Source organism: Yoonia sp. R2331 (assembly GCF_041103235.1).
Classification (GTDB): Bacteria; Pseudomonadota; Alphaproteobacteria; order Rhodobacterales; family Rhodobacteraceae; genus CANMYO01.
This window is the reverse complement of the sequence record NZ_JBGCUN010000001.1, coordinates 183,652-208,734: the sequence shown is the minus strand read 5'-3', so window position 1 is coordinate 208,734 and position 25,083 is coordinate 183,652. Positions and strand designations below refer to the sequence as shown.

Annotated in this window: 25 protein-coding genes and 1 tRNA gene; 10 read left to right on the top strand and 16 right to left on the bottom strand. The window is 62.1% G+C overall.

Annotation, left to right across the window (positions count from 1 at the left end):
* Positions 1–41: 41 nt before the first annotated feature.
* Genes AB3Y40_RS01080 through AB3Y40_RS01070 form a run of 3 tightly spaced genes read right to left on the bottom strand, consistent with a single transcriptional unit; the run spans position 42 to position 2,413 of the window.
* Positions 42–458, bottom strand: a complete 417-nt coding sequence (locus tag AB3Y40_RS01080) for a GFA family protein (RefSeq protein ID WP_369436959.1) — start codon at positions 456–458, stop codon at positions 42–44.
* A complete protein-coding gene (locus tag AB3Y40_RS01075; protein ID WP_369436958.1) occupies positions 451–1,530 on the bottom strand; it encodes an aromatic ring-hydroxylating oxygenase subunit alpha in 1,080 nt (359 codons plus the stop codon). Before AB3Y40_RS01075 ends, AB3Y40_RS01080 begins: the two co-directional genes overlap by 8 nt.
* Positions 1,523–2,413 (bottom strand): MurR/RpiR family transcriptional regulator, encoded by an 891-nt coding sequence (locus tag AB3Y40_RS01070; RefSeq protein ID WP_369436957.1) that lies wholly within the window; start codon positions 2,411–2,413, stop codon positions 1,523–1,525. The genes AB3Y40_RS01075 and AB3Y40_RS01070 overlap by 8 nt, the downstream gene beginning before the upstream one ends.
* A gap of 62 nt (positions 2,414–2,475) precedes the next feature.
* On the opposite strand from AB3Y40_RS01070, the gene AB3Y40_RS01065 reads away from it, so the two are divergent.
* From AB3Y40_RS01065 to AB3Y40_RS01020, 10 genes are all read left to right on the top strand, one after another.
* Positions 2,476–4,920, top strand: a complete 2,445-nt coding sequence (locus AB3Y40_RS01065) for an FAD-dependent oxidoreductase (protein WP_369436956.1) — start codon at positions 2,476–2,478, stop codon at positions 4,918–4,920.
* Positions 4,917–5,999: an alcohol dehydrogenase family protein gene (locus AB3Y40_RS01060; protein WP_369436955.1), complete on the top strand. Its 1,083-nt coding sequence runs from the start codon at positions 4,917–4,919 to the stop codon at positions 5,997–5,999. The genes AB3Y40_RS01065 and AB3Y40_RS01060 overlap by 4 nt, the downstream gene beginning before the upstream one ends.
* Before the next feature lie 108 nt (positions 6,000–6,107).
* Positions 6,108–6,389, top strand: coding sequence for a hypothetical protein (locus tag AB3Y40_RS01055; protein WP_369436954.1), 282 nt, complete (start codon positions 6,108–6,110; stop codon positions 6,387–6,389).
* Between the two features lie 28 nt (positions 6,390–6,417).
* Positions 6,418–6,600, top strand: coding sequence for a hypothetical protein (locus AB3Y40_RS01050; protein WP_369436953.1), 183 nt, complete (start codon positions 6,418–6,420; stop codon positions 6,598–6,600).
* The gene (locus AB3Y40_RS01045; protein WP_369436952.1) at positions 6,597–7,700 is read left to right on the top strand and encodes a mandelate racemase/muconate lactonizing enzyme family protein; all 1,104 of its coding nucleotides are present in this window, start codon (positions 6,597–6,599) and stop codon (positions 7,698–7,700) included. Before AB3Y40_RS01050 ends, AB3Y40_RS01045 begins: the two co-directional genes overlap by 4 nt.
* A 1-nt stretch (position 7,701) precedes the next feature.
* Entirely contained in the window at positions 7,702–8,976 is a 1,275-nt protein-coding gene (locus AB3Y40_RS01040; protein ID WP_369436951.1) for an aspartate aminotransferase family protein, read from the top strand.
* A gap of 88 nt (positions 8,977–9,064) precedes the next feature.
* The gene (locus AB3Y40_RS01035; RefSeq protein ID WP_369436950.1) at positions 9,065–9,934 is read left to right on the top strand and encodes an NAD(P)-dependent oxidoreductase; all 870 of its coding nucleotides are present in this window, start codon (positions 9,065–9,067) and stop codon (positions 9,932–9,934) included.
* 119 nt (positions 9,935–10,053) lie between these two features.
* Positions 10,054–12,168 (top strand): type VI secretion system Vgr family protein, encoded by a 2,115-nt coding sequence (locus AB3Y40_RS01030; RefSeq protein WP_369436949.1) that lies wholly within the window; start codon positions 10,054–10,056, stop codon positions 12,166–12,168.
* A 43-nt stretch (positions 12,169–12,211) separates the two neighbouring features.
* Complete coding sequence (locus AB3Y40_RS01025) at positions 12,212–13,261, top strand: polymorphic toxin type 44 domain-containing protein (RefSeq protein ID WP_369436948.1); 1,050 nt, start codon at positions 12,212–12,214, stop codon at positions 13,259–13,261.
* A gap of 2 nt (positions 13,262–13,263) precedes the next feature.
* A complete protein-coding gene (locus tag AB3Y40_RS01020) occupies positions 13,264–13,692 on the top strand; it encodes a hypothetical protein (protein ID WP_369436947.1) in 429 nt (142 codons plus the stop codon).
* On the opposite strand, the gene AB3Y40_RS01015 is transcribed toward AB3Y40_RS01020, so the two are convergent.
* The 13 genes from AB3Y40_RS01015 to AB3Y40_RS00955 all read right to left on the bottom strand — a co-directional run bounded on the left by AB3Y40_RS01015 (position 13,689) and on the right by AB3Y40_RS00955 (position 25,052).
* Complete coding sequence (locus tag AB3Y40_RS01015) at positions 13,689–14,888, bottom strand: hypothetical protein (protein WP_369436946.1); 1,200 nt, start codon at positions 14,886–14,888, stop codon at positions 13,689–13,691. The genes AB3Y40_RS01020 and AB3Y40_RS01015 overlap by 4 nt on opposite strands.
* 1 nt (position 14,889) lies before the next feature.
* A complete protein-coding gene (locus AB3Y40_RS01010; RefSeq protein ID WP_369436945.1) occupies positions 14,890–15,354 on the bottom strand; it encodes a DUF6484 domain-containing protein in 465 nt (154 codons plus the stop codon).
* 10 nt (positions 15,355–15,364) lie between these two features.
* On the bottom strand, positions 15,365–16,147 hold the full coding sequence (locus AB3Y40_RS01005; protein WP_369436944.1) for a hypothetical protein: 783 nt from the start codon (positions 16,145–16,147) through the stop codon (positions 15,365–15,367).
* Entirely contained in the window at positions 16,140–17,171 is a 1,032-nt protein-coding gene (locus AB3Y40_RS01000; protein WP_369436943.1) for a type VI immunity family protein, read from the bottom strand. The genes AB3Y40_RS01005 and AB3Y40_RS01000 overlap by 8 nt, the downstream gene beginning before the upstream one ends.
* Positions 17,158–18,003, bottom strand: coding sequence for a tail fiber domain-containing protein (locus tag AB3Y40_RS00995; protein ID WP_369436942.1), 846 nt, complete (start codon positions 18,001–18,003; stop codon positions 17,158–17,160). Before AB3Y40_RS00995 ends, AB3Y40_RS01000 begins: the two co-directional genes overlap by 14 nt.
* 16 nt (positions 18,004–18,019) lie before the next feature.
* On the bottom strand, positions 18,020–18,541 hold the full coding sequence (locus AB3Y40_RS00990) for a DUF4150 domain-containing protein (protein WP_369436941.1): 522 nt from the start codon (positions 18,539–18,541) through the stop codon (positions 18,020–18,022).
* Between the two features lie 11 nt (positions 18,542–18,552).
* Entirely contained in the window at positions 18,553–19,587 is a 1,035-nt protein-coding gene (locus AB3Y40_RS00985) for a hypothetical protein (RefSeq protein ID WP_369436940.1), read from the bottom strand.
* Positions 19,584–20,621 (bottom strand): DUF2169 family type VI secretion system accessory protein, encoded by a 1,038-nt coding sequence (locus AB3Y40_RS00980; protein WP_369436939.1) that lies wholly within the window; start codon positions 20,619–20,621, stop codon positions 19,584–19,586. Before AB3Y40_RS00980 ends, AB3Y40_RS00985 begins: the two co-directional genes overlap by 4 nt.
* Positions 20,622–21,061: 440 nt before the next feature.
* Positions 21,062–21,138 (bottom strand) — tRNA-Pro (locus AB3Y40_RS00975).
* Between the two features lie 42 nt (positions 21,139–21,180).
* Entirely contained in the window at positions 21,181–22,245 is a 1,065-nt protein-coding gene (locus AB3Y40_RS00970; protein ID WP_369436938.1) for a DMT family transporter, read from the bottom strand.
* 26 nt (positions 22,246–22,271) lie between these two features.
* A complete protein-coding gene (locus AB3Y40_RS00965; RefSeq protein ID WP_369436937.1) occupies positions 22,272–23,024 on the bottom strand; it encodes an SDR family NAD(P)-dependent oxidoreductase in 753 nt (250 codons plus the stop codon).
* On the bottom strand, positions 23,011–24,114 hold the full coding sequence (gene leuB / locus AB3Y40_RS00960) for a 3-isopropylmalate dehydrogenase (protein WP_369436936.1): 1,104 nt from the start codon (positions 24,112–24,114) through the stop codon (positions 23,011–23,013). Before leuB ends, AB3Y40_RS00965 begins: the two co-directional genes overlap by 14 nt.
* A 56-nt stretch (positions 24,115–24,170) precedes the next feature.
* On the bottom strand, positions 24,171–25,052 hold the full coding sequence (locus tag AB3Y40_RS00955) for a LysR family transcriptional regulator (protein WP_369436935.1): 882 nt from the start codon (positions 25,050–25,052) through the stop codon (positions 24,171–24,173).
* Between the last annotated feature and the right edge of the window lie 31 nt (positions 25,053–25,083).

The following is a 25,083-nucleotide window of genomic DNA, read 5'->3' as shown; positions in this document are numbered from 1 at the left end:
TGGCTTACGTGTCCGGCGTAGCTGCGCCACGCTGACGCGGTCTAGGGCAGCGGATCGGCGTTCTCAGCAGACGCCGCATATCGCGGCAGGCCATCGGTGATGCGGACCCATGGGAGGGCCTCGGCAAAGTGATAGTGCGCCTGCGGTTGAAACGCGGCGGGGTCGTCCAGTGTGGCGGCATAAAGGTGGGTCTCATCGGGCCAGCCAACATACTGATATGTAATCTGCGCGCCGCACTCTGGGCAATGCTGCCGCCGCACCTGCCCGCCTGATGACCGGCGTTCGGCAAGCCGGCCAATTATCTGACACGTGGCACGCGGCACACCGAAAAAGCTGGTAAAGGGTGAAGACGTGGCGCGGCGACAGCTGTCACAATGGCAGTGACCGGCCCAAAGCACCGGCCCCGGTGAGGTCCACCGCACTTGCCCGCAGGCGCAACGCCCTGACAAATCAGCCATCTATGCCCTCTCGCATCCAGCGCTGCAGATGCATGACCGGATGTTCAGAGTTCACACCGCCTTTGGGGTCCACCACCAGCGGGCCGGGGCGATAGCCGCGCGACTGCAGTCCGCGCTGCACCGATTCCACCAGATGGATGTCTTCTGCAACAGTGGTCGCGCGGTCCTGCTGCGCCAGCTGCCGCACGGTGGCATCCTCGGCCCCATCGACCGCATACCACCCGCGCCAGACCACCACCCGCCCCGCGCCATCGGGTCGCCAGTGATAGGTGTTCAGCACGTTGCCGGGATAGACCTGAAAGCTGAACATCGGCCAGAGGAACCAGCTGGAATATTCATGTGCGTGGGCAAAGCCAGAGTTGATGTCATAAGTCATCTGATCCAGCGCCTGACATTCGGTGGTGTGGCGCAGGCACATGCCCTGTGGCTGAATGTCATAGGTTTCAGGCTTGATCACGCCCTTGGCAAAGGTCGGGTGGTTCAGGCTGCAATGATAGCATTCCGAATAATTCTCGACCGAGACTTTCCAGTTGCAGGCCTCTGGCACGTCAACCCATTGAAGCGGGCGCAGGCTGGCCCAATGCGGCACCCAGTCTTCCAATTCCGCGCGCACGCGCGGGAACCAATCCTCCATCGGGGCCGCGTCAGGATCAAGGTTCACAAAGACAAAGCCCAACAACTCTTCGGTGCGCACTTCTGTCAGGCAAACGCTGGATTTGTCGAACCCCTCAACAGCGTTGAGGTTCGGCCCCGACCGCAACTGCCCTGTCAGCTCGTAGGTCCAGGCGTGATAGGGGCAAACCACGACCCGTGTGGTGCCCGTGCCCTGCACCAACTGATGCGCGCGGTGCTGGCAGACATTGTAAAAGGCGCGGATCTTGTCGTCCTGTCCGCGAACCGCGAACAGGCTCTCACCCGCGATTTCAAAGGTGGCATAGGCCCCCGGCTCTGCCAGATCAGAGGCATGGCAGCCGAACTGCCACGTCCGCGCCAACAGGCCCGCCTGCTCTGCGGCAAAAACATCCGGGTCGGTGTAATACCGCGCCGCGAGCGTTCTGACCGGTTCACCCATCCAGACCCTCATCATAGATGCCAAAGGCGTGGCGGCGCGCGTGAAACTTGGCAACGCGCCCGGCAATCTCGTCACTCGCCACGGCGATCACGAAGGACAACAGCGTCTCAAGCATGGCAATTGTGCTGACCGACGATGGAAAGAACTGCGGCGTGTCGGCTGACACGACAAAGCCGTGCGTGGCATTGCGGATGATCGGGCTTGCGGGACTGTCCGACAGACCAATCACCGTCACGCCCTGTTCGTTTGCAATGCGCACCGCCTCGACCACTTCGCTGCGATAGGGCTTACAGGTAATCGCGATCAGCACATCCTGATCGTCTGCCCAGGCCAGATCATCAATCGGTGTAGACCCCGCGCGCGGTATGGCGTGAAACTGCGTCATTCCGGTCGAGGCAAGGTAGGTAAAGTTGCGCGCGTTGGCGTTATTCACACCGACACCAAGCGTAAAGACATGGCGCGCGGCCCAGATCGCCTCGGCCGCTGCCTGCAGGTCATCGGCGGTGACGGCGGCAAAGCTGTCTTCGATATTGCGCAGCGCGGATTGGACCATATCAGCATAAAGCCCGCCCAGATCGCCCGATTTGCGAATGTCCTGCAACCAGCGCACACGGTCCGGGAAATCGGCATTGCCCGCGCGGATCGCGGCGCGAAACGGTTCTCGGAAGTCCTCGTAGCCTTCAAATCCAACCTGCCGTGCCATGCGCACCACCGTGTTGGGTTTCACCTTTGCCGCCTGCGCAATCTCGCGCACGGTCGATACGCCGACGTCGCGCGGGTTTTCCAACACGTAAGTCGCGGCCTTGCGCGCTTCTGGCGTCAGGGCGGGCAATTCGCCCGCGAGCCGTTCAAGGATTGTCGATGATACATCTGTGCCATTCATGATTGACGATGGTATATCTGTCCGATTATCCTGTCGAGGACTTTCAGCAAAGGTGATGCACCGTGCAAGACTTTCCGACGCAGGCAAAGGTTGTGATCATCGGCGGCGGCGTGATGGGCTGCGGGCTGGCCTATCACCTGACCCACGAAGGCTGGACCGATGTGGTCTTGCTGGAAAAGGCAGAGCTGACATCAGGCAGCACCTGGCATGCGGCAGGCCAGATCACCCATTCCACCAGCTCTTTCGGGTTGGGCAAATGCGTCGACTACAACATCGGGCTTTATGCAGGCGGGCTTGAGGCTGAGACAGGCCAGCCCGTGACATGGCACGGATGCGGGTCATTCCGGCTGGCCTACACACCGGATGAAATGGACTGGCTGCGCCACACGCTTTCGGTCGGCACTGCCTTGGGGTTCAACATTGAACTGGTCGGGCCAGACCGCGTGGCGGAACTGCATCCGTTCTATAACCTCGATGGCGTTCTGGGCGCATTGCACACACCCGATGACGGCCACGTCGACCCGACCAATGTCACCATGGCGCTGGCTGCTGGCGCGCGGGCCAAGGGCGCGCGGATCGTCCGCCGTTGTCGCGCCACCAATGTCACCCAAACGCCGGGCGGCGAATGGCTGGTCGAGACCGAAAAGGGCACGATCCGCTGCGAACATGTGGTCAACGCAGGCGGCACCTACGCGCGGCAAATGGGCGAATGGTCGGGTCTGCAACTGCCGATGACCTCGATGACGCACCATTATTTCGTCACCGAACCGGTGCCTGAATTTGCGGCTCTTGATACCGAACTGCCGGTCATCCGCGATGACCACAAGGTGTCCGGCTATATCCGCATGGAACAACAGCGCGGGTTGATCGGCATCTATGAAAAGGCCAACCCCAATTCGGTCTGGCACGATCATTGCCCGTGGGACTATGAAAACTGGCTCTTTGACGCCGACTACGACCGGGTCATGCCATGGCTCGAAGAATCGTTGAACCGGATGCCGGTGCTGGCCGATCGTGGCATCACCCGCGAGGTACACGGCGCCATCAGCCACCCGCCCGACGGCAACCCGCTGATTGGCCCCGCACCGGGTGTGTGCAACTACTGGTGCTGCTGCGGCACCCAGATCGGCATCGGCTGGGGGCCGGGCCTGACCCGCGAACTGGCCCGCTGGATGGTGCATGGCTCCGCCGATATCGCGATGCGTGAATTTGATCCGCGCCGCTTTGGGGCCTATGCCACGCCCGATTGGCAGGTGGTCAAGGCCTGCGAGGATTATTGCCTGCGCCACGAAATCCCCTTTCCGCATTTTAACCGGCTGGCCGGGCGTCCGGTCAAACCCTCACCACTTCATGACATCCTGACCGCCAAGGGCGCGGTCCACGAAGAGGTCTACGGCTTTGAACGCCCCCGTTGGTTCGCGCGCGATGGTGTGCCACAGCACGACCACTACGGGTTTCGTCGCAACGCCCTGCACGACCTTGTCGCGCAAGAGGTGCGTGCCGTGCGCGAACGTGTCGGCATCATGGATGTGACCGCCTTCACCAAGATCCACGTCTCTGGCCCGGACGCCGCCACCACGCTTGACCGGTTGACCGCCAACCGCCTGCCGTCTGTGGGCCGCATCGGCCTGACCCACCTGCTAAACCGCCGTGGCCGGATCGAGGTTGAGGCGACAATCGCCCGGTTTGACGACGACAGCTTTTATCTGGTCTGCGCCGCCTTCTTTGAACAACGCATGCGCGATCACCTGACCCACAACGCAAACGGTGCGGACATCACCATCGACGTGCTCAGCGACAGCCACGCCGCACTCAGCCTCAATGGTCCTGCCGCGCGCGAGGTGTTGGCAGCCTGCACACCCACACCATTGGACAATACCAGCTTCCCCTGGATGAGCCTGCAAACCATCACCATCGCCAGTCACCCGGTCTGGGCCTTCCGCATGTCCTACGCGGGCGAATTGGGGTGGGAATTGCACATGCCCGCCGAGGCCTGTGTGGATGTCTATGACGCGCTGACTGCGGCGGGCTCTGCACACGGCATCACCGACTACGGCAGCTTCGCGATGAACGTCATGCGCATGGAAAAGGGCTTCAAGGGCGCGGGTGAGCTGACAAACGAAGTCACGCTGGCCGAGGCTGACGTGCTGCGCTTTGCTCGCACTGACAAGTCCTATCTGGGCCGCGAACTGACGTTGAACAGCGATTTGCCCTGGGTCTGCGCCTATCTAGAGATTGAACCTGACGGCGAAGTTGACGGCCACGGCGGCGAACCGGTGCTATTGAACGGCTCTGTTGTTGGCGCAACCGCCTCTGTTGCCTATGGTCATACGGTCGGCACGATCCTGGCCTTTGCTTACATTGCCCCGTCCGCTGCTGCCCCCGGCACGGCGCTGACCGTGATGATCCATGGCACACCGCGCGCGGCCCGCGTTTTAGGTGAACCGGCCTATGATCCCCAATCCCTGCGCCCGCGAACGGACGCCATCAAGGAACCAGCAGAATGAACTTGCCCAAGACAATGCGTGCGATGGTGACAATGGGTCATGGTGATATCGACCAAGTGGTGCTTCACACCGACTGGCCCCGGCCCGACCCCGGCCCTGGACAGGTGCTGGTCAAGGTCGCCGCCTGCGGGCTGAACAACACCGACGTGAACACCCGTTCAGGCTGGTATTCCAAGGCCGTGACCGACGCCACCACCGGCGGCAGTTTTGCGGACGTGAACGACGAAGACCCCGCATGGGGCGGCACCCCGATCCAATTCCCGCGCATTCAGGGCGCGGATGCCTGCGGCCAGATCCTGGCCGTGGGTGACGGTGTTGACGCGGCCCGCATCGGCGAGCGGATCATCACCGACAACTGGCTGCGTGACCCTGACGACCCGTTGGACAAGTCCAAAACCGGTTATTTCGGGTCCGAGATGGACGGCGGCTTTGCCGAATACACCGTCATGCCGGCCCAGAATGCGCTGGCAATCACATCGGACCTCACCGATGCAGAACTGGCGACCTTTTCGTGCTCTTATTCGACGGCAGAGGGGATGCTGACCCGCGCCGCAGTGACACAGGCCGACACCGTGCTGGTGCCCGGTGCCTCGGGCGGGGTCGGCGGCGCTGTGGTGCAATTGGCAAAGATGCGCGGCGCGCGGGTGATTGCGCTGGCCTCTCCAGCGAAACATGGCGATGTGGCCGCCTTGGGGGCGGACCGCGTCCTGCCGCGCGCGCTCAACAACTTGCACACGGCCCTTGGCGACGAAAAGATCACCGTTGTCGCCGATGTGGTCGGTGGCCCTTATTGGCCGACGCTGATCGACGTGCTGCAACGTGGCGGGCGCTATACCTGTTCCGGTGCCATCGCCGGTCCGATCGTTGAATTTGACCTGCGCACCTTCTATCTGCGCGACCTCACCTTCACCGGCTCGACCGTCATCGACCCCGCTGTGATGACCAACCTCATCAGCTATATCGAAAGCGGCGCGATCAAACCCGCTCTGGCCGCCACCTACCCGCTGGACCAGCTTCATGATGCGCAAAAGACGTTCATCGCCAAGGCGCACACCGGCAATATCGTCGTGGTCCCCTGATGCCGCCGCACAATCGCAACACCTTCAGGCTTTCTGTCGCTGAAATCTTGCAAAATTTCGCATTTTCAGATAGTTATACATCAGAAACCCAATGTAGGAGGATTGCCATTGAAGGCCGTATTGTCGCGCCCGCCCAAGACACATGTCACCCATCTGACGTCTCCGCAGGTCCAACGATACTCCAAACCCGGCCATACCGTGCTGATCCTGTTTCTGGCAGCCCTGATGCTGCTGGCCTCGCTGATCCTCGCCGATGGCGGCGGGCCGCTCTTTGCGCTTGGCGCTCTTGCCACCGTGATCCTTGCAATCTGCGCCGCCGTCGCCCTGTTGCGGCAGACGCGGGCACACCTTGCGGCCCTCCTGGCGCGGCACCGCGCACCCAGCGGCTAGGCCCGCGCCTTTCTGCGGGGCATCAGCCATGAAAATCACCCGCAACACCGACAATCAAATCGGTCTCTCGCGCGCGCATCCCTACTGGCTGTCGGGCGGGCGACTAAAGTTTGAAACCCGCGCTGCGACCCTGGTAAAAATGGGCACCACCGCCGGGCCGATCGACTGGGGCGACGGTACGCTTGGCGATCCCGTGGCGGTCTATTCATGAAGGTCAGCAAAATCACCCTCTGGTCGGTCGCACTGACCAGCCACGACACCTATTACATGGCCGAAGGCAAGACCTGCGCCACCGTCACAACCCACGTCTTGCGGCTGGACACCGACAGCGGCCTCTCAGGCTGGGGAGAGGTCTGCCCAATCCCTCATTACCTACCCGCCTTTGCAGGCGGCATTCCCGCCGCGATCACCGAAATGGCCCCTGAAATCCTCGGGATCACACCCACAGGCATCGACGCGCCGATGCGCAAGCTTGATGGCTTTCTGCCCGGTCACGCGGCGGCAAAATCCATCGTGGACATGGCCCTGTGGGACCTCTACGGCCACGCGACCGATCTGCCGCTTTATCAATTGCTGGGCGGACGCACGCGGGCCGATATGCCGGTTTACCACTCGATCACCTGCGTTGCCCCGGATGAAATGGCCCGCATCGCGGCAGAGGCCTATGCCACAGGCGTCCGGCAGTTTCAGGCCAAGCTTGGCGCGGATGACAACTGGGAAGCGGACGCCGAACGCCTGATCAAGGTCCGCGCCGCTGTGGGCGACGGGCCGCTGGTTTACGGTGACTGGAACTGCGGCGCGTCCAAACTGCACGCCACCCGCACCGGTCGCGCCGTGGCGCATCTGGACGTGATGCTGGAACAGCCCTGTGCGACGCTCGAAGATTGCGCTGCCGTTCGGCAGGCGACGGGCCTGCCGATGAAGATTGACGAATGCGCCTTCGATCAGTCAACGCTTTTGCGCGCGCATGAATTGGGCTGCCTTGATGCGGTCGCGTTAAAGCTGTCCAAGTTCGGCGGATTGTCTGCGATGCGCCGCGCCCGCGATCTAACCGTCCACCTTGGTGCGCAGATCTGTGCCGAATGCACATGGGGGTCCGACATCGTGACTGCCGCATCGCTGCATTTTGCCGCCTCAACCCCGCGTGGCGCACTCCTCAACACCTGCGATCTGGCCTCCTATGTGGCCCCGCGACTTTGCGCGGACGCCCCCACCCGCAGGAATGGCCGCATCGCGCCACCCGAAGGTCCAGGATTGGGCGTCACCCCTGACCCGGACGTCCTTGGCAACCCCATACTGGAGCTTGGCTGACATGCACAAACTGACCTCTCAGGCCGATTGGATCGCCCGCGCACAAGCGGTCCTGCCCGCCGGTGGCTTTGGCAACTTTGACCCCGGCATCATCATCGCGCGCGGTGCAGGCAGCAGGGTCTGGGACGAAGACGGGGCGGAATATGTCGACTACCTGATCGGCTCTGGCCCGATGTTGCTGGGCCACGGCCACGCGGAAGTGACCGAAGCTGTGCTGGAACAGCTGCCCAAAGGCATGACTTTCTTTGCCAACAACGCCCAAGGCATCGCACTGGCCGAAGCGATCGTTGACGCGGTACCGTGCTGCGAACAGGTCCGGTTTGTCACCTCAGGCGGCGAAGCGGACATGTACGCCATCCGCCTCGCCCGCGCCTTCACCGGGCGCGACAAGATCCTCAAATTCGAAGGCGGCTACCACGGGATGAGCGCCGAGGCGCAGATGAGCCTCGCGCCCGCAACCCGCGTCAACTTTCCGCAAGCGGTGCCTGACAGCGCGGGCATCCCGCAGGGCGTCGCCGATCAGATGCTGATCGCCCCGTTCAATGATCTGGGCGCCGTTGCTTCGCTGCTGGACGAACATAGCGATATCGCCGCGATCATTGTGGAACCTTTGCAGCGGATCATCCCAGCCGCCCCCGGCTTTCTGCAAGGCCTGCGCGACCTCTGCGACCGGCACAACGGGCTGCTGATCTTTGACGAAATCGTCACCGGGTTCCGGCTTGCTTATGGCGGCGCGCAGGAACGCTATGGTGTGACCCCCGACATCTGCACATTGGGCAAGATCATCGGCGGCGGCTTTCCACTCGCCGCCGTTGGTGCCAGCGCCGACATCATGCGCCACTTTGACCTCCGCGCCGTTGGCCACGACAAATGGCTGATGCAACTGGGCACACTGTCCGGCAATCCCATAGCCGCCGCCGCAGGCCTCAAAACGATGGAGGTGCTGCGCCGCCCCGGCACCTACGACCGCCTGCGCGCGCTGGGACAAACTTTGCAGGACATGCAGTCCTCCGCGCTTGCAAAGGCAGGCATCCCGCACCAAATCTGCGGCGATCCCACACTCTTTGATCTGTACTTTACCGACACACCTTGCACCGACTACCGCACAGCACAGCACCGCGACCCAAAGACCAACGCGACCTACAATGCTGTCTTGCGGCAGCACGGCGTCTTCAAATCACCGGGCAAGCTTTACCCCTCGCTGGCGCTGACCAAGGCTGATCTGGACCTGACCCGTACAGCAGTGCAGGCCGCCGTTGCCGCCATCGCCGCCTGACAATCCGGTTGCCATCGGATCACCCCGCGATAGACTTTGCAGCAACGGCGCGCCGACGGCGCGCATTCGTCAGGTAAGGACCACATAAATGGCAAAACTCGCATTCCTTGGCCTTGGTGTCATGGGCTACCCCATGGCCGGACATCTGGCCGCCGCCGGGCATGACGTCACCGTCTACAACCGCACGAGTGCCAAGGCCGCGGCCTGGGTGGCGGAACATGGCGGCGCATCTGGCGACACGCCTGCCGCTGCCGCTGCCGGGGCAGAGATCGTGTTCGCCTGCGTTGGCAACGACGACGACCTGCGCGCCGTCTGTACCGGCCCCGACGGGGCCTTTGGCGCAATGTCGGCCGGCGCGCTTTTTGTGGACCACACCACCGTCTCCGCCAAAGTCACGGCAGAGCTTTATGCCACAGCCAAAGACGCGGGCCTTGGCTTTGTGGATGCGCCGATTTCGGGCGGTCAGGCAGGGGCCGAGAACGCGCAACTGTCGATCATGTGCGGCGGCGATCAGGCGCACTACGATCAGGCCGAACCGGTGATGAACACCTACGCCAAGCTGTGCCGCCGCATCGGCGACAGCGGCGCGGGCCAGATGACCAAGATGTGCAACCAGATCGCCATCGCCGGGCTTGTTCAGGGCCTGTCAGAGGCGCTGCACTTTGCGGATAAGGCGGGCCTTGATGGCCGCGCGGTGGTCGAAGTCATCAGCCAGGGTGCTGCTGGCAGCTGGCAGATGGCGAACCGGTTTGAAACCATGCTCGATGACCACTTTGACCACGGCTTTGCCGTTGACTGGATGCGCAAGGATCTGGGCATCTGCCTTGATACCGCAGATGAAAACGGTGCCAGCCTACCGGTGACCGCGCTGGTGGATCAGTTCTACAAGGACGTCCAGAAAATGGGCGGCGGACGCTGGGACACCTCATCCCTGTTCAAACGTCTGCAAAAGCTCTGACAGGCAGAATCTGGCCTGACGGGCCTGACAGGCCTGTCAAGACCGGGAACCCCTGATTGCCAAAAGTTCAATCCATGTTAGCCTGTGATTGTATTTTTCGACACAACCGGATTTGAGCCATGAACGCGCCATTCAAGCAAGATGCCCGTATGGGCCGCCTGTCCACGGCAATTGGCAAGGACAAGCTGAACCTGCTGCAGTTCGACGGGCAGGAACACGTCAACAGCCTGTTCTGCTATCGGGTCGAGGCTTTGGCAGATACCGATGCCGTCGATTTCGACGCATTGATCGGTACCCATGCGACCGTGCATCTGACAAGTTTTGACCTGCCAGAGGTGCCGTTTGACGGCGTAGTCTCCGAAACGCAACTGTTGGGGCCCGGCACAAACGGCTGGCGCTATGAACTGACCCTGCGCCCGTGGCTGTGGTTGCTCAGCCTGCGGCGCAAGCAGCAAATTTATCACAACATGACCGTTGTCGACATCATCGAAGAGGTATTCGGCCCCTACGGCAAAGACCATGAATTCAAGCTGTCCGACAGCTATCCGGTGCTGGAATACACCGTTCAATATGGCGAAAGCGATATGGCCTTCGTGATGCGCCTGATGGAACGCTTTGGCATCAACTACCACTTCACCCACAGCGAGGGCACGCACAAGCTGGTGCTGACCGACACGCTCAGCGCGCATGACGAAACCCCCGGCAAGGCCCGCCCGTTTCTGGGGGTCGAAGATCATCACCGCGCCGAAGAGGAACACTTTTGGGAAATGCGCCCAGTCCGCAGGTTGACCACCGGTGCGATCCGGCTGACCGACTACAACTTTAAAACCCCCACCGCCGCGATGGAGGCAGAGCGTGCAGGCGATGCCGCCTATACCGAAGGCCAACTCGAAAGCTATGACTACCCCGGTCTCTACCTCGATCAACCGCAGGGCAAGGGCGTGGCCCGTCTGCGCATTGATCAGGAACGCGGCCAGGACCCGCGCCACCGTGGCGTCGGCGATTGTGCGTCGCTGCGGGCGGGCCAGACCGTCAAGGTCACAGGGCTGACCGTCCCCGGCGTGGGCGAGGCGCTGTGCCTGTCTGCGCAACACAGCTACCGCGCGGGCGACTACAATTCGGCTGGCGACGATGGCGGCCCCAGCTACGAAGGGCGTCACCTCCTGATGCCCAGCACCACCCCCCTGCGCCCCGAGAAAAAGACCCCGCTGGCCCGCGTACAGGGCCCGCAAACGGCGACTGTCGTTGGCGAAGGCGAAATTGATTGCGACGAATATGGCCGCATCCTCGTACACTTTCACTGGGATCTGGAAAAGCGTTACTCCATGCGCTGCCGGGTCAGCCAGAACTGGGCTGGCAACGGCTGGGGTGGCATGGTCATCCCGCGCATCGGGATGGAAGTACTCGTCGAATTCCTTGAAGGCGACCCTGATAAACCGCTTGTCACCGGCTGCGTCTACAACGGCAAGAATGACGTCCCCTACCCGCTGCCTGACAACAAGACACGCAGCACCTTCAAGACCGACACGCACCAGGGCACCGGCTTTAACGAGTTGCGGTTCGAAGACAAGAATGGCGCGGAAGAGATCTATGTCCACGCACAGAAGGACCGCAACGAAAAGACCCTCAACAACCATTCCGAACGGATCGACAACAACTGGGTGCAATCCGTGGGCCACAACAAATCCATCGAGGTCCATAACAACCACGTCGAATCAATCGGCGGCAACATGAGCCTGACCGTCGGCCCCTCTGGCATAGGTCAGGTGGTCAGCGGCGCGGTGACTGGTATCGCGGGTGGCATTGGCAATATCGCCAAAGAACTTGGCATCCCCGGCGCGCTGAACCCCGGCGAGGGCAACTTGCAGGTTCTGATCGAAAAGGTCCGATCCGAAACCATCGGCCTTGCCTCGACCACGATGATTGGCGTCTCCTCCAGCACCACAGTCGGCAAGTCGATTGAGGTGACATCCGGCAAGACCATGGGTGTGACGGTTGGCGAACGCTCCACCGAAAGTGTCGGCAAAACCAAGTCAATTGACGTGGGCGATGAGCTGACAATCACCGTCGGTGCCAGCCGCCTGATCATGAAAAAGGACGGCACGATCCAACTGATTGGCAAGGACATCCAATTCAAGGCCTCCAGCAACATCAACAATGAGGCGGGCAGCAAGATGACCGTCAAGGCGGGTGGTGACATCATCTTGAAAGGCTCCAAGGTCAACATGAACTGACCGCCCTCGCGCGCCTATCCGTCAGTCAAGCTGGAAAAACCAAATGCATTGGATCGTTGTCAAACTACGCGCGCATGGGACCCACCCGGTGTCCCATGACACGGACATGATCCTGAAAACCTACTTTGACGAAGCTCCCGGCGAACACTCCGACCGCAACACTGATGGGGACCAATACACCGTTGATGCCGAACACGCGGTCACGATCCGCAACCCCCGCGCCAACAATTGCTGGCACCGGATCACAGAGGCTGAATTCAACACCGGCACCTATCATTTCTACGTCTGGGCCGAACCCTATGCGACCGCCGCCTTTGCTCATGGCAGCGATGTGGCCGTGGGGCGGGTGAAACTGGAACGCAGGCACGAAACCTATCGCGGCCCCGCCTCAGGCGCGGGCATGACACTTTACGCCGGTGTCGACCCAGAGGATGAACTGATCGTCTATGACCTCAAGATCGCCAATTCGGTGATCCAATATATCGTGGACGAGATGAACACCAACCGCACCAGCGGCTTTGTCATGCGACATCTGGATATGCGGGACGACGCGGCCTTTCTGCGCTGGCTGCAATGGCCCTGGGCCACCGGTGATGCCTTTCGCAGCTTTTTGACTACCTATGGACCCTGGGATCACAAACCCAAGATTGGCCCGCATTGGGGCGAATTGAACCGGCTGGGCAATGCGACCGAATACTATTTCTACGATTTCTGGAGCAACATTCACTACGGTTTCATCATGCGCATGGCAGGCTACAGCGAAGACGGCATGCTCTGGGGGTCAAACGCGATGCAATGGATCGATCACGCCGAAGGTGACAGCCAGTTTGATCAGGAACCGATGAAAGCCGGATGGCGTCTGGCGCAGGCGATGGGCGGCAATCCCAACGGGCGCGACGTGACCCGCACCGATATCCTGACCATCCTGCAAAACCACACCCACTGGAACCACCCCGTGCGCATGTCCCAAGGCGCCACAGCCGCGCCTGCACGTCCTTCGACGCTGCAACAGTTCCAGGACGAGATGAACCGCTTTGACAATATGTCACCCATAGATCAGGCCAACATGCTGCGCCGTATGTTAGGGGGTTAGCCATGAAACGTGTGCTTCTGGCCCTGATCGTCGGCGCAATTGTGGCGCTTTTCGTGTTCGGCAAAACGCCCTATCGCAACAGCATCATTGCACAGGCCGCCGGGATCGCGGGCAGCGATTTGACCTGCTTCTTTGACGGCCACTACATCCAGGGCGACGTGCCTGTGGCGGTGCTTTTGCCCGAAGGCACGGCGTTTCTGTCGCCTTTTGCCGATCTGCGCGACACGTTCCTTAACAGCGAAATGGCAAAACCATTTCACTTTGGCATCGTGGTCATCCGCAACGCGGGAACCGATGCGGCTTTCGCCGAACCTTGGGGCTGGTCGTACCGCGAAACGGCGTTCTGGCAGGATGGGGCATTTAACCCCTTTGATCTGGCCTACACCGGCGATCCCGTGGCCGATTGCGAACGTGCTTTGGTTGGCGGCTAGACGCGTTGAACAAACGCAGGCGCCTCGCACTGAAAGCCGGGCACCACACCAAACGTGATCCGCGCGCGCAAGGCGATCAACGGGCGGTCCCCCAATGCGGCAGCCTTCTGCGCCTCTGCCCAGTCGATTGTCGCCACCGCCTGCCCATTCAGATAGGGCCCGTTCGCCAGCTCTCGCTCCGCCTTGTCCCACCACTCCGCGACCTTCTGCGCCTTGCTGCGCAAAGGCGGCGGCGCATCCGTCGCAAAGGGGTCCGCGGCAACCGGCGGTAGGTCATCCTCAAAACGTGCGCTCAGGTCCACGCCTGTAATCCGCGCGATGCTGGCTTCTGCAATCTCGGCAAAGCTGTCGTGGCCCGCGCAATCCAGCAGCCACCCAATGCGCGCCGGATGCCCCGCGTATCCTGCCACCTCAATCTTTTGGTCCGGGCTGGCTGGCCCCTCTTCACTGGCGACCCAATCCGCAAGGTCCTGATCCGAAATCGCCACGCCCAGCACCATCCGCGCCAGCGCGCCACCTGCATCCATCGCGGCGGCGGCGTGTTTCAACCGCGCAAGGTAATCCACCGGGGCCACCATCATCGCAGCCGCCACCGCGCGCGCAAGCGCGCAATCCGCATCATCGTCGTCGCGCGCCTGCGCAATTTGTCCGGCGACAGCACTCACATTGCCCCACCCGGCCAGCCGCAGTGCCCAGACCCGCACAGCCGGCGGCCCGTCCAACCCTGTGGCAATCGCCTCTGCCGGGTAGACGCCGATCAACAGACAACAGGCCAGCCCCAGCGCCTGATGCTGCGGCGACGGCCCGCCCAACAACCGCAGCGCCAGATCATGCACCGCCGCGCGCCCGTGCCAGCAAAGGCCCAGTGCGGCACCGCGCATCAGGTCCGCATCTTCGGCCAATGCGGCCATCAGCACCGGCACCCGCGCGCGCCGGTCGCCCACATTCGCCAAATAGGCCAATGCTGCCACGGTGTCGGCGTCGGGGTCATCCTCGAACCGTTCCAGCGCGTGATCCCAGCCCACGGACCCGGCCAGCATCAGCCCTTCCAGATTGGCGCTGATCTGCGCATCGAGAGCCGCCAGATCATCCAGATCCGCCTCAGTGCTGCGCTGCATGTCGCGCCGCATCCGCAGCAGGATCGGCACCTCTGCCGCATGCTGTACGATGACCGGAACGATGACCTTGGCGTTCATGTCAGTTGATCTTGACCGACGCCCCGGCGATCCGGTTGGTGCCCTTGGCGGTGCTCAGAAGGTATTCACCGTTCAATTCGATCCGGCCATCCGCCGTCAGGGTGATCGCCGCTTTGCCACAGGTCAGTCGCAGCTTGCGGGGATGCGAAATCACCGTCTGATCACTGCCCTTGGTCACCACCAACGCCGCATCCTCGGGTGGCTGTTCCACCACCGGGGCCGGTTCACCCTGATCCTGCATCCGGCCCAGAATGATCGGCTTTGCCGCATCCCCGCCCTCGCACATCACTGCAACCTTGTCGCCCGCCGCCAAGGTATCAGCGGCCACCAGCAGCCTTGCCGCGCGGATCGTCTGTCCGGCCCAGCGGATGCGCACCGCGCCCTGCGCCACGCCAATCACCTGCGCCACCACAACCCCGTGAACCGCACCGGTGTGCTTTTCGATCTCTGTTACGTCGTCGCGCATGTCAGACCTCCTATCGGATCTTGATATGTTGCAGCGGGGCCGCGCGCCCCGCGCCGCTGTGAAAATAGGTGATGATCGGGGCAAAGGCAGCCTCGTCACAGGCAAAGGCAATGTCGATTGGCTGCACCACAAGCGTCGGCTCTACCAAGCCCGCCACCTCTGGCACAAGGCCCGCGGCCCGCGCACTTTGCCCCCTTCGCGGATAGGCCCCCAGCAGGGCCAACTGCCCCCAAAGCGTCAGCATCTCATAGGTCCCGGCCAGCACCGTATCATCGGGCGGCGCTGTAAAGGCGATCTCGACACTGCGGTCCTGTCCCAGCTTTTGCGGGCGCTTGTAATCCACCCCGAACCGCAGCCCTTTGGGCAACGGTGGATAGGGCAAATCGGCCGGGATCACCGGGGCTGCAATCGCCTCTGGCAATTGCAGAAACGCCAAATGGGTCACACCGCGTGCAATCAACACATGCGCGAGCAGCTTGATCGCGCCGGGATGCAGGTTCTGGGCCGCAATCGTCCAGGTCTGGCGCATCTTGGCTTCGTTGAATTGCGCCTCCTGCACGGCGCAGCTGACAGGCAACTCTGGATCGGCTGCCACGAAAAAGCCCGCCGTCACGCACCGCGCCCAAAACACCACGGGATCAGGGGTGACTGCATGTGGATCAGCGGGTTCATCCACCACGTTCGCCTCGAACAATGCCACACCCGGCCCCATCGCGATCACCTGAAACTGACCGGCCGATGCCGGGTCCATCGCAAAGCGAAACGTGTCGGATGGGGTCGGAAACTCAATCATAATCGGTCTCGAACGCCGCCAGCCAGGCATCCGCCACATCCTGATTGAAATAGCGATTGTTGCTCTTGAATTTTGGCAGGCGCGCGGGCGCAAGGGCAGCGGCCACCGCGCGGTAAGGGGCGATATAATCACCTGTGGTCACATCCCCGATCTGCGGTGCAGCACCGGCTTGCAAGATCATCCCATCGCTCAGATCGTGGCCGATCACGCCATCCGCACCTGACAGCGCGGCCTGCACGCTCTCCTGCCCGCCGCACAATTCCTCAAGCATCTGGTTGCGCACCAGCGTCAGCCATTGCGCCCGCTTGAAGCGCGGCAGGAACCACGGATGGTCCGGCCAATACTTCAGCAATTGCGTTGCCACACTGCCAAACACCTCATAGTCCAGCCCCGGATGCCGGGCCAGCATCGCCGCCAACCCGCTGTCCATCGTCTGACGCAAAGGACGCGATGAAACTTCGGTATGCGCCTTGATGCCATAGCCCGCATGACCACTAACAAACGCCGATTGCTGCACGCAGGCCAGCCCCTGCACCCAAGCCAACAACGCCTCGGGCGCGGCCAGCGGATGATCCAGCGGGAAGGACACCGAGATGGAGGACACCATCGGCATGAAGATCGCGTTCTGCACCTCGTACTTCTTGTAATTCGCCTCGACCGCCTCAGCGATGCCGGCCTCTGTCGTTGGCAGTGGCGGCAGCGGCTTGTAATGCACAAACAGCTCTGCCGCACTGACCCCATCGCCGGTGCCACGCATTTCCAGCCATTGCCGCGCGCCCACGCGGGGGCGTTCGAACAAGGCGGCAAAGGCCGCATCCGATTTTGCCCCGCGCTTGGCAAACCCACGCATTGTGCCGGTCACAAAATGCGTCAGTTGCCCGTCCAGTGCTGCCATCGCCTGATCCGCCATATCGCGCAGCAAGGCGGGATCGGCATGGTCAAAATACAGCGTGCAGGACATGCAGGGTGCCAGCAGCGTGGTCCCGTCGTCCGCCGTAACTGTCAGGGCCTCAGTTGTTGTCATCTTGGTCTTTCTGCAAGGCCGCAACCTGATCGGTCAGTGCTGCAATCTGGGCCTGCTGGGTCTTGATCAGCTCCAACAGGTAGAACGGCAATTGTGCCGCCTTGATGCCGCTGAACGACCCGTCCTTGTAGTAAAGCTCTGGCACCTGTGCCTGCACCTCTTCGGCGATCAACCCGACCTCTGGTGCGCCGTCATGCGCCCAGTTGAAGGATTTTACATCCAGCTCCAACAATCGCTCCGCCCGCAGATCAGCCTCGGCAATATCGGTTTTGTAACGCTTTGACGATGGAATGCGAATTGGGATGCCGCTACCACCGGGTACCCGTACAGGCGCACCCGACGTCCCCGGTGCCCCGCGCGGGATGCCAATGCCGCCGGTTTGCGGCATCCCAAAGGGGTCAAGTGCGGGCACTTCGACGCCCACCGGATTGGCCCCGCGCGCATCGCACTGGCAGGTCTCGGGGTCCAGCTTGGGGTCGTCGTTGTCAAAGTCGGGGTTATGCTGGCGGTTGATGTCGTTGTAATCATCGCGCTGCAATTCGCCATTGCCTTGCCCCGGCCTGCGCGACCAATCGTCCACCGTTCCATCATTGCGGGTGAACTTCAGGTCCACCACGGTATCGCCATTGATCGTCAAATCCGGCCTGCGGATTTGCGCGGCATTGCCCGACAGATAGGAATTCACCGTGGACCACCAGGAACTGCCACGCTCCCATGTGCCGTCCTGCAGCAGCCGCCACGGCTGCTGATGCTCCAACCCAAGGTCCTGGCCCGTCGCGTTCTGAAAGGCGTCGGCGGCATCCTCGAAACACTTTTCCTTATCTGTCGTCATCGCGCATCACGCCCCATCAGATCGACCCTTCGGGATAGAATTCGACAAAATCATCGCCATCATTGCCCGCATCACACCAGCAGAATATCCGGCACAGGATATCCTCGATATCGCCCAGCCCGGTCATGTTGCCCTGCAACTCGGCCGGGTTGGTGGTGTTGGGCGAATTGCCGTTCATCGTCATCGGATCGCTCAGCCGGGCGACATTCTTGCCCTCGGCCATCACGTCAAAGCTGTAGTTGATGAACTTGGCCTTGCCCTTGATCTTGCCTGATACGACGCCGCCGCCTGCCGTGCCGCCCTCGTCACCTGTGCTGGTCGAAAACTCCGACGTCTTCAACGCGATCGGCACACCATCGGCCTTCACCGTCTTGGTGCCTTTTGCCAGATGCTTCGACAAGGCGATGTTGGGATAGGGGATTGGCACCGGCCCGCCGGGGGACGGCGTCTTGCACACATCAGGCGGGCCACAGATCGCGATGCCATCGCTTTTCTTGTGCACGACCGTCAGCTTGTTGACGACAACGGTGGGGATCATGGTCTTCCCTTTCAGGCCTGTTGCTGCGCTGCCAGCAGGACAGCGCTGCGGTGCGGGTTGGTGTCAGAGGCGCAATAGACCAGCGCCGATTGCGGGCCGCCGGGTGCGGCATGGGTCAGATCGCGCCACGCAAGGGCTGCCAGCAAGGGGCCAGAGGCCGCCCCCACATCGCCCCAGCAATCCGCCGGATGTTGCAGGTCCAACGGGTGGCCGTGTTTGGCCCCGGTCCGCAGATACGCAGTCGACCATTCGTCGCTGCGCCAGACCTCGCCGTTCTGGTCGCAATAGGTCACATCAGCCTGATGCCCCTCAGGGTCCAGCAAGGCCTTGAGAACCGTGCTCAGCCCATCGCCAGTATTGGGCGCGCCATCATACCACGGGCTTGGTTCTTCGGCCTGGGCGGCGGCTTGCAGCAGCACCGCTTGCGACAAGTCCGCAATATGGGCCGCTGATGTCAGCATCACGAACCCCGCGCCCTCGCCGGGGATCAGGCCCATCGGGGCCTCGTCGCCCTTCAGCCGCCCCTGCCGGTCCAGCCAGTCCAGCGTCGCCTGCCCCTGACTTTCCAAACCGCCGACAAGGCACATCTCTGCCTCTCCGGCGGCGATCAATGCGGCTGCCTCGCCCATCAGTGCCAGCCCGCCATGATGGCCTGTTGCCACCATCCGGCTGCGGTCAGCATCCGCCGGGCACGGCAAGTTAGTGATCACCTCTGCGGCCAGACGGGCAATCTCGGCCTCGCCCCAGCCGGGGCGTTCCGCGGGCAGCGACAGGAACACCGGCACGGGTGCCGTGACCCGCAGCGTGGCGACACAATCGGCTGCGGCCATCAGGGCCATCTGGCGCAGGCGCGCGACCTCTCCGGGTACGGTCTCTGCACCGGGCAGGCGCGCCAGCGTCAGCGGCTGACCTGTGGTCGTGCTTGGATAGCGCGGGCTTTTGCGAAACTGGTTGATCCTTGCCCGCACCGCCGCCGACACCGCAGGCAATCCAATCCCGACAGAGGCAACAGCGCCCGCGCCCGCCAGATAGACCGCGCCGCTCATGCGGCGGCCTGTGCGTCAGCGCGCACGATGCGCTTTTGATCAACCGAAATGCGCGTGATCTTGCGCCCATCGGCACCACAGGGATAGACCGCGCGCCACATCAGCACCAGCTTGCCAAGGTCAGGCTCAATGATGATCCGGCGCATGTTCACCTCTTGCTGTACCCAACGTCCGGCCACCATCGTGCGCACAGTGGGGATCACGCGCGGAATGCGAAATGCCATTTCGCCGTCGGGGGTCAAATTGCGCAGGCTGACCGGCTCGTGCCCGCGCAGCGTCTTGGGGGATTGCAACGCCGGGGTAGCGACACGGAAAAATCCGGGCTGCACGTCATCAGGCCAAAACGGCATCCGGGTGTTTTGCCAGTGTTCGTCATAGGTGCCACCCATGCCGCGCCGCGGGAACCATGTGACCGGTTGGGCCGCGAACCCCGCCACCGGTGTGACGGTCCGTGCCGTGGCACGGCCGACCGGGTCATCGGGATCCTCGACCGTCGGGGCAGGTTGCCCCAGCAATTGCGCAGGATCCGCGGCAAAGCCACTGCCCGCAGGGTTGCGTTCGTCCCAAATAGGGCCTTTGGCGGTCTCTTGCCCGCCGCCCCAGGCGTTCTCATAAATGATCGGCATCCGGGTGAAGGGTTCGGGCGCATCCGGCACCACACCGGTCAGCCCGCGCACCCAGACCCGCGGCCCTGTCACCCGCACGCGGTCCGAGACAGGCCCGACGGTGACACCGGCCAAAACTTCGCTGACCATCTTGCCACCGGGCGCATGGGCCGAACCGTTGACCACCACGTCCGTGCCGGGATGATCTAGCGTCAATTCCAGATCGCGCAGCAGCGTGGCCTTGGGGTCATCGCCCAGATAAAGCGGTGTCTTGACCACCGGTTCCTGCACAGCTGACATCACAGGCGCCGCACCCTGCGCCAGATCAAATGTCGCCTTGATCACCACCACCAGCACATGCTGCCCATCTACCCCTGTCAGCAAGGCGCGCTCGCTGGCCATCTGGGTCAGATTGACAAGTTGCAACATGACGATCCTCGAAATTCATCCGGCTCAGGAAAACGGGGGAGCCACCGTTCATAATGACCCAAGGGTAACGCCGTTTGACAGGCCACCGCAAGCCTGCGCGAGGGTTAGGAATTCCTGACCTTCGCACCCCTGCGTGGCGCCCGATGTGCGGGCAACGCGCCTGCGCTTCAAACCGACCCGATCTCTGAAATCATCCCCAACGACGCGCGCGATCTGGGACAAAACAGACTTTCACGAAAGTCTGGTGCCAAATCCTTTCAAAGGATTTGAAGCCAATTTCTTTGAAAGAAATTGCCCCTCCACGTGGCTCACGTATTTGTAGCACCCAGTCCGTCGGGCTTTCACGCGCCCTCACAGCACCCGGATCAAAAGCCACTCGCAATCCAGATCAATCACCATCCTTTGGGGGTAAGTCAGCCAAGCTTTTCGCGTCGGCGATCTGGTCGGGCTGAGAGGATTCGAACCTCCGACCCCCTGCTCCCGAAGCAGGTGCGCTACCAGGCTGCGCTACAGCCCGACCGTGGCGGCGTCCTAGCCGGAGGCGCGTATTTTGACAAGCCTATTCGGCATCATCCCGGCGCGCCTCAGCCACCGGCGGGACACGCCCCGGCAGGCCGCGCATATGCGGCTTGGCGGTTGCCGATGGTGCTGTTGTGGCGGGTGCTGCGCGCGGGGCCGGCGTGCGCTTAGGGATACCCATGCGTGGGGTGCGCAGAAATGTGCCGGTCTCAAACCGGCTGCGGGTCCGCAGCACCGGCGCGTTCTGCGAAGCCTCGGGCCGGCTTTCGCGCAACACGATGTAAAGACCGCTGGCGATGATCACCGCCGCGCCAATGATGGTTGGGGTCTCCACCGCTTCGCCAAAGATGAAAAAGCCAAAAAGCGCGGCCCAAATGATCTGACTGTATTGCATCGGGGCCACAATCGCCGCCTCGCCCGCCTTATAGGCCGAGATGACCAGCCGCCCGGCGACAAAGGCCAGCACCGCGATCACCGCCAACATCGCCAGATGCGTAAACGGCATCGGCACATACACAAAGCCAACTGCAATCCCCATCAGCACAAAGTTGGCCACCATCGGGTACAGCATCAGCACCACGGGCCGCTCATCCGCACCGATCTTGCGCACAATGATCGAGGCCACGGATCCACCCACCGCCGCTGCCATCGCCGCCAGATGGCCCAGCGTCAGATCGGTTGCACCGGGTTGCAACACGATCATCACCCCTGCCAAGCCGACCAGAACCGCCATCCACCGGCGCAACCGCACGGTTTCGCCCAGCACGGGAATCGCAAGAACGGTGATCAGCAAGGGGGCCGCAAACAGGATCGCATAGGTCTGCGCCAGCGGCAGCACACTAAAGGCATAGAACGCCGACAGGCCAGTGATCACGGCTGCCACCGTGCGCAGCGCCATCCACCACGGGTGTACCGGCAACAATGTGCCCGGCTTGGCGTCGCGCATCAGGGTCAGCGTCGCCAACGGAAAGCTCAGCAGCACGCTGTAGAACACGATCTGGATTGGCGAATAGATTCCACCCAGAAACTTGATCAGCACGTCATGCGTGGCAAAGATCGCAAAAGCAAGCAACGCAAAAAGAGCGCCCCGGGCATTGGCAGACATAGCGTTTCAATCCAGTTTGTGGCGGGTCAGTCGCGAAGCGCAGGCAGGCCCACACCTGTGGCCTCGAACCCGCCATCCACGGCCAGAACTTGCCCCGTAATATAACTTGCACGCTGCGATGCAAGGAACACGATGGCTTCGGCGATTTCGCTTTCCTGCCCATAGCGGTTCAACGGGATCGCATCATGATAGGCATCAATGATATCTTGGGTGTGCACCGCCATCGCCAGCTTGGTGCGTACCGGACCGGGGCAAATGCAATTGGACCGCACGCCAAATTCGCCCCATTCCGCCGCCTGCTGCTTGGTGAGCTGGATCACAGCAGCCTTTGAGGTGCCATAGGCCACCCGCAGCGTGCTGGCCCGCAAGCCAGAGATGCTGGCGATATTCACAATCGCACCCTTGCGCGCCTTCAGCAGTGGTGCCGCCGCCTGACTGGTCAGGAACACACCGTCCAGATTGGTCTCCATCACGGTGCGCCAACGGGCGAAATCGGTGGTGTCAATCGGGCCGAAATCGGCCACACCGGCGTTGTTGACCAGCGCATCTAACCCAGTGCCCAGATCACCCATCAGCGCCGCAACCTGCTCCGCGTCCGAAACATCGACCACCTTCGGTGTCACACCGTCCAGCCCGGCACAGGCTTCTGCCAAGGCGTCCGCATCACGGTCGACCATCACCACCTGCCAACCCTCGGCCAGCATCAGCTTTGTGGTCGCCAATCCGATGCCGCGTGCGGCACCGGTGACAAGGGCAAGTGGCGCGTCAGAGGCTGTCATCAAGTGCGGCCAAAATCACATCGCCCATCTGCACGGTGTTCAGCGGGGTGCCGCCTTCTGGCCCCATCAGATCACCGGTGCGCGCGCCATCGGCCAGCACCTTTTCAATCGCCGCTTCCAGACGATCCGCTTCGGCGCCTTCGTCAAAGGAATAGCGCAGCGCCATGGCAAAGCTCAGGATACAGGCAATCGGGTTGGCCTTGCCCTGACCGGCGATGTCGGGGGCAGAACCGTGGACCGGTTCATACATCGCCTTCGGGCGTCCATTTGCCATCGGCAGACCAAGCGAGGCAGAGGGCAGCATCCCAAGGCTACCGGTCAGCATCGCGGCGCAATCGGACAGAATATCACCAAACAGATTGTCCGTCAGAATGACGTCAAATTGCTTGGGCGCGCGCACCAACTGCATCGCGCCATTGTCGGCATACATATGCGACAGCTCGACCTCGGGGTAATCCGCATGGACCTCTGTGACCACATCGCGCCACAGAATACCGCTTTCCATCACGTTGGCTTTTTCCATCGAACACAGGCGCTTGTCGCGCTTCATCGCCAGATCAAAGGCGGCGCGGGCGGCACGCTCAATCTCGGCCTCGGTATAGCGTTGCGTGTTGATGCCCACGCGCATGTTGTCCTCGATATGCACGCCGCGCGGCTCGCCGAAATAGACACCGCTGGTCAACTCGCGCACGATCATGATGTCGAGCCCGGCAACCACGTCCTTTTTCAACGACGAAAAATCGGCCAGCGCGTCAAAGCACTGCGCCGGACGCAGGTTGGCAAACAGGTCCATTTCCTTGCGCAGGCGCAGCAGGCCCCGCTCTGGCTTGACGCTGAAATCAAGGTTGTCATAGGCCGGGCCGCCCACGGCCCCCAGCAGCACCGCGTCCACCTCTTGCGCCTTGTCCATCGTGGCATCCGCCAACGGCACACCGTGCACGTCATAGGCAGCACCTCCCACCAGATCCTCGGACACATCAAAGGCAAGATCGCGCTTGTCACCGAACCAACCGATGATCCGCTTGACCTGATCCATCACTTCGGGGCCGATACCATCACCGGCCAGGATCAAAAGAGAGTGCTGCGACATGGTGCTTTTCCTTGACTGAAACTGTTGCGCTGCCCTAGCGCGACAGGGGCCGGGGATCAAGCCACCAAGGGTGCCAACCCATCTCGCAGCATATTCCAGACCCGCCTGATCCGTGGTGTCTGACGCATGGTTTCATGCGCGGTCAGCCAAACCGGCAGTTTGGGTAGCGGGATGCCAATGTCGATCCGGGTCACCGCATCGTCACCCTCCAGCAAACCCGCCTGATGAAACCCCACACCACAGCCTGCACGCACCAGTTGAAAATAGGACAACGGGTCATCGCAGCGCACACCAAAGAAATCAGGCGTCAGGTCAAACCCCGCCGCCGCGAAACCGTCAATGATCCGCTGGTCAGTGTCATAGCCAACAAAGTCATGGTCCATCATCGTCTCGACCGTCGGCATCCCGCGCCGCGCGATGTAGTCGTTGCTGGCAAATAGCGCCAACTCCAGATCACCCAGATGCTGCGTGACCAGATCAAGCTGCGTGGGCCGGTACATCCGCACCGCGATATCCGCTTCGCGGTAGGTCAGGTTGCGGCTGTCGTCTGTCGGTACCAGCTCGATCTGAATGGCCGGTTCCGCCGCCCTGATCTGGGCAATGATTGACGGCAGCAAATAGGCCGAGGCGATAACACTCGCCGTGATCCGCACGGTGCCCTCCAACGCGGTTTGCTGGCCCGCCGCTGTCAGCGCGATCTGCTGCATCGCCGCCTGCATCGCGCGCGCAGGCACCATCAGTGCCGCACCTGTGTCGGATAGCACCAGCCCGCGCGGTTGGCGCAGAAAAAGCTCGGCCTGCAACTGATCCTCCAGCGCCCTGATCTGCCGCCCCAGCGTTGGCTGGCTTGCCCCCAGCACCCGCGCAGCACCCGACAGGCTGCCCTGTTCGGCCACCGCCAGAAACGCCCGCACCAAAGACCAATCCAGATTATCCATTCAAACATGAATACATGATCTTCAATTTTCC

Bases quoted from the DNA above. Each gene is read 5' to 3' on its own strand.
- AB3Y40_RS01030 (WP_369436949.1), top strand. From the start codon at position 10,054: ATGAACGCGCCATTCAAGCAAGATGCCCGTATGGGCCGCCTGTCCACG.
- AB3Y40_RS00970 (WP_369436938.1), bottom strand. From the start codon at position 22,245: ATGTCTGCCAATGCCCGGGGCGCTCTTTTTGCGTTGCTTGCTTTTGCG.
- AB3Y40_RS01040 (WP_369436951.1), top strand. From the start codon at position 7,702: ATGCACAAACTGACCTCTCAGGCCGATTGGATCGCCCGCGCACAAGCG.
- AB3Y40_RS01080 (WP_369436959.1), bottom strand. From the start codon at position 458: ATGGCTGATTTGTCAGGGCGTTGCGCCTGCGGGCAAGTGCGGTGGACC.
- AB3Y40_RS01070 (WP_369436957.1), bottom strand. From the start codon at position 2,413: ATGAATGGCACAGATGTATCATCGACAATCCTTGAACGGCTCGCGGGC.
- AB3Y40_RS01010 (WP_369436945.1), bottom strand. From the start codon at position 15,354: ATGCGCGACGACGTAACAGAGATCGAAAAGCACACCGGTGCGGTTCAC.
- AB3Y40_RS01045 (WP_369436952.1), top strand. From the start codon at position 6,597: ATGAAGGTCAGCAAAATCACCCTCTGGTCGGTCGCACTGACCAGCCAC.
- AB3Y40_RS01015 (WP_369436946.1), bottom strand. From the start codon at position 14,888: ATGAACGCCAAGGTCATCGTTCCGGTCATCGTACAGCATGCGGCAGAG.
- AB3Y40_RS00990 (WP_369436941.1), bottom strand. From the start codon at position 18,541: ATGATCCCCACCGTTGTCGTCAACAAGCTGACGGTCGTGCACAAGAAA.
- AB3Y40_RS00980 (WP_369436939.1), bottom strand. From the start codon at position 20,621: ATGTTGCAACTTGTCAATCTGACCCAGATGGCCAGCGAGCGCGCCTTG.
- AB3Y40_RS01025 (WP_369436948.1), top strand. From the start codon at position 12,212: ATGCATTGGATCGTTGTCAAACTACGCGCGCATGGGACCCACCCGGTG.
- AB3Y40_RS01035 (WP_369436950.1), top strand. From the start codon at position 9,065: ATGGCAAAACTCGCATTCCTTGGCCTTGGTGTCATGGGCTACCCCATG.
- AB3Y40_RS01075 (WP_369436958.1), bottom strand. From the start codon at position 1,530: ATGGGTGAACCGGTCAGAACGCTCGCGGCGCGGTATTACACCGACCCG.
- AB3Y40_RS00965 (WP_369436937.1), bottom strand. From the start codon at position 23,024: ATGACAGCCTCTGACGCGCCACTTGCCCTTGTCACCGGTGCCGCACGC.
- AB3Y40_RS01050 (WP_369436953.1), top strand. From the start codon at position 6,418: ATGAAAATCACCCGCAACACCGACAATCAAATCGGTCTCTCGCGCGCG.
- AB3Y40_RS00955 (WP_369436935.1), bottom strand. From the start codon at position 25,052: ATGGATAATCTGGATTGGTCTTTGGTGCGGGCGTTTCTGGCGGTGGCC.
- AB3Y40_RS01005 (WP_369436944.1), bottom strand. From the start codon at position 16,147: ATGATTGAGTTTCCGACCCCATCCGACACGTTTCGCTTTGCGATGGAC.
- AB3Y40_RS01020 (WP_369436947.1), top strand. From the start codon at position 13,264: ATGAAACGTGTGCTTCTGGCCCTGATCGTCGGCGCAATTGTGGCGCTT.
- AB3Y40_RS00985 (WP_369436940.1), bottom strand. From the start codon at position 19,587: ATGAGCGGCGCGGTCTATCTGGCGGGCGCGGGCGCTGTTGCCTCTGTC.
- AB3Y40_RS00995 (WP_369436942.1), bottom strand. From the start codon at position 18,003: ATGACGACAGATAAGGAAAAGTGTTTCGAGGATGCCGCCGACGCCTTT.
- AB3Y40_RS01000 (WP_369436943.1), bottom strand. From the start codon at position 17,171: ATGACAACAACTGAGGCCCTGACAGTTACGGCGGACGACGGGACCACG.
- AB3Y40_RS01060 (WP_369436955.1), top strand. From the start codon at position 4,917: ATGAACTTGCCCAAGACAATGCGTGCGATGGTGACAATGGGTCATGGT.
- leuB (WP_369436936.1), bottom strand. From the start codon at position 24,114: ATGTCGCAGCACTCTCTTTTGATCCTGGCCGGTGATGGTATCGGCCCC.